At 59.7% G+C, this 3,184-nt stretch carries 3 protein-coding genes and 1 pseudogene; 2 read left to right on the top strand and 2 right to left on the bottom strand.

What is annotated here, in order from left to right; all coding sequences use genetic code 11:
• Positions 1–99 precede the first annotated feature (99 nt).
• Positions 100–774: a hypothetical protein gene (locus tag NKH49_RS34485; protein ID WP_352930117.1), complete on the bottom strand. Its 675-nt coding sequence runs from the start codon at positions 772–774 to the stop codon at positions 100–102.
• 12 nt (positions 775–786) lie between these two features.
• Positions 787–1,329: pseudogene (locus NKH49_RS34480) on the bottom strand (HupE/UreJ family protein); the annotation flags it as partial.
• 213 nt (positions 1,330–1,542) lie between these two features.
• Between NKH49_RS34480 and NKH49_RS34475 the strand changes: the two are divergent.
• Positions 1,543–1,824, top strand: coding sequence for a metal-sensing transcriptional repressor (locus tag NKH49_RS34475; RefSeq protein WP_352503510.1), 282 nt, complete (start codon positions 1,543–1,545; stop codon positions 1,822–1,824).
• Positions 1,825–1,832: 8 nt separating this feature from the next.
• On the top strand, positions 1,833–3,170 hold the full coding sequence (locus tag NKH49_RS34470; RefSeq protein ID WP_352503511.1) for a cation diffusion facilitator family transporter: 1,338 nt from the start codon (positions 1,833–1,835) through the stop codon (positions 3,168–3,170).
• The last annotated feature ends 14 nt before the right edge of the window (positions 3,171–3,184 follow it).

The raw sequence follows: 3,184 nt of genomic DNA, 5'->3' as shown, positions 1-3,184 counted from the left end.
TTTCTGCTCATCTTCTTCCATCACAAGGTGTCCACCTATTTTGGTGGACACCTCATGCATCAGAGCACTCAACAGCAAAAGGTGCGGGGAAATTCGCGCTTACCCTTCGTCAGCTGGAACGCTGCTACCCTTTTCGTAGCTTACGGACTGACCGCCGCCATCGCCGTGCGTCTCGAAGTTCACCATGCCACCGTCAGCTGTCCAGGAAAAGTTTGCCTTGGCACCCTGCCGCATCACGAGCTTGACTTCGGCACCGTGGCTTGGCGTCAACGTGAAGGATAGCTCGTCTTGCCTTCCATCTGGGCGGATCGGGGCTTCCGAGGTTGCTTCGGCGACAGGCGCTGCAGCAATGGCCGGAGCCTCGGCGGGAGCAATCTCTCCAACTGTCACATTGTCTTGGGCAACGGCCTCCCCAGTTCGGGATGGCTGCGACGCGGGCTGTTCGGCGGTCAGGGCAACGAGGAGGTTTTCAATTCGGTCCATGCGCGCCATCAACTCGGCGGCTGGAGGGACCATTTGCGTCATCCGCTCGGCTGTCGCCTTCGCGCTGGCCATTTCGTCCGTTGCCGCCTCGGCCGCCAACTGTGTCTTGATTTCACCCATATTGGTGAGGCCGAGCAATCTGCCTGCTCCAGTCGGATCGATCGCATACTCGGATGGCATGACGACCGTGACGAGCAGGGCGAGCGCCGTCAGCGCGGCAATCATGGTGGAGCGCTTCAGCTGCGCTGACGTCGGCAAATCGGCGCGGCTGGGAAGGTCGGTGGTGTACATGGTATCGGTTCCTTATGCTGCGACAAACAGGCCGGTGAGCTGATATGCGATCAGCAGGAAACCGGCCGTCATCATGATAACGTTTGCGGTATAGGCGTGGCGCCAGAAGCTTCGTGTCCTGCGCCAGTAGCCCATCACAATCAGGATGGCGCCGAGGGCCATGAGTTGGCCGATCTCGACACCGACATTGAAGGCCAAAAGGTTGGGCACCAGGCCGTCAGGCGAGATGTTGTATTCGATGATCTTCGTCGACAGGCCAAAACCATGGAAGAAGGCGAAGACCAGCGTCGCGACCTTGGTGTTCGGCTGAAAGCCGAGCCATCTCTGGAAAGCGCCCATATTGTCGAGCGCCTTGTAGGCCACGGACAGGCCGATGATGGCGTCGATGATGTAGCTGTTGATGCCGACGTTGAAATGGACACCGAGCAGCATGGTCGTGGAGTGGCCGAGCGCGAACAGGCTGACATAGATGCCGATATGCTTCATCCGCTAGAGGAAGAAGATCACGCCGAACAGGAACAGGATGTGGTCGTATCCCGTCACCATGTGCTTGGCGCGACAAGGGCTACATCCAGGAAATCTCAGGCATCAATGTGCTGCCCTTCATCTATCTCGGCGAAGCGATGACCAGACAAAAACTGTGCTGTGGATCCGATTCGGCATGAACGGCGATTATTCTCTAAAATCCTAACGAATGGTTTTTGCTACATCAGAATCGAGGCCTCTTTGAGACTTTGCATATCCCCTCCAGGAGGATAGTATCAGGATATGAGCGACCAACCCCACACCCACGAAACCCATCCCGATATCGTCAAACGCCTGAAACGGGCCGACGGACATCTCAAGGGCGTCATCGAAATGATCGAAGCGGGCCGACCCTGTCTCGACCTCGCCCAGCAGCTCCATGCTGTCGAGAAGGCCATTTCGCAAGCCAAGAAGACCCTGATCCAGGATCATCTCAACCATTGCCTTGAAGACGTCGTCGGGCCCTTGGCGCGCGAGCAGCGCCGCTCGATCGATGAATTCAAGGACATCACAAAGTACCTGTGAGAAGCAATATGATGGACAAGGTTCGCGATTGGTTCGGGTTTGGCCCGATGACGCATGGCATGGGGGGGCACGGACATGATCACGGTGATGGTGGCCATGGCCATACCCATGGCGTCATCGATCCGACGATCGCCACGACGACACGTGGCATCTGGGCGATCAAATGGTCGTTCGTCGTTCTGGCCATCACGGCAGCGCTTCAGCTCGTCGTCGTGTTCCTCTCCGGCAGCGTGGCGCTGCTGGCCGACACGATCCACAATGTCGGCGACGCGGCCACTGCCATTCCGCTGTGGATCGCGTTCGTGCTGGCCCGCCGCAAACCGAGCAAGACGTTCACCTACGGGCTGGGCCGGGTCGAGGATCTGGCCGGCATCATCATCGTTCTCATCATCCTCTTCAGCGCCATCGTCGCCGGCTACGAGGCGATCGATCGCCTGATCAATCCGCGTCCCATCACATTTCTTGGCTGGGTCGGCATCGCCGGCCTCATAGGCTTCATCGGCAATGAAGCGGTCGCCGTATTTCGTATCCGCGTCGGGCGAGAGATCAACAGCGCTGCGCTGATCGCAGACGGCTACCATGCTCGCACCGACGGCTTTACCAGCCTGGCGGTCGTGCTGGGCGCTATTGGCGTATGGCTGGGTTTTCCGCTTGCCGATCCAATCGTCGGGCTGCTGATCACCGTGGCGATCTTCGCCATCGTCTGGCAGTCGTCGAAAGCCGTGTTGACCCGCATGCTCGACGGAGTCGAGCCCGGCGTCATCGACGAAATCCATCATGCCGCCGAACACGTGTCGGGCATCGGGCGCGTTGAAGGCGTGCAGGCACGCTGGATCGGTCATCGCCTGCATGCCGACGTCGCCATCAGTGTTCCGGAAATGGCGACGGCCAAGGACGTGCTGGGCGTAACAGAAGCCCTCAAGGAAGAGTTGTTCGCCCACTTGCCGGCGTTGGCGGAAGCCAATGTCCGCCTGGTGAGCCCAGCCGCGCCGGCCGTCACTGGCGCGGAAACCTCTCATGCTCACCATCATGCGCCGAAGCCCTTCAAGGTCGCCTGCGATCTGGCTGAAGGGAGGTTGGAAATCGTCGACACGGCGGCCGGCGAGCGGATGCGGCTGACCATCGATCGCCACGCAGATGATTTGACAGCAATGGTGATCATCGACCGGCCCGGCGGGCCGGAGACGCTTCGCCTCGAACCCGTCGCTGACAACCATCATCGGCTTGAGAGCACGGTTGCTCCGGCCGAGCCGCATGAGTTCCAGGCGAGGTTGATCCTGGCCGCGAATGGTCGCGAGCAGGCGCTGCCGTTCAAGATGGTCGAACCCGAAGGTCACCATCATTAGGTCGACTGGCGGAT

This window comes from Mesorhizobium sp. M1088 (genome assembly GCF_040318575.1).
Taxonomy (GTDB): Bacteria; Pseudomonadota; Alphaproteobacteria; order Rhizobiales; family Rhizobiaceae; genus Mesorhizobium.
This window is presented reverse-complemented; position numbering and strand designations above follow the sequence as displayed.

Coding starts and splice junctions, on each gene's coding strand:
- NKH49_RS34470 (WP_352503511.1), top strand. CDS start 1,833: ATGATGGACAAGGTTCGCGATTGGTTCGGGTTTGGCCCGATGACGCAT.
- NKH49_RS34475 (WP_352503510.1), top strand. CDS start 1,543: ATGAGCGACCAACCCCACACCCACGAAACCCATCCCGATATCGTCAAA.
- NKH49_RS34485 (WP_352930117.1), bottom strand. CDS start 774: ATGTACACCACCGACCTTCCCAGCCGCGCCGATTTGCCGACGTCAGCG.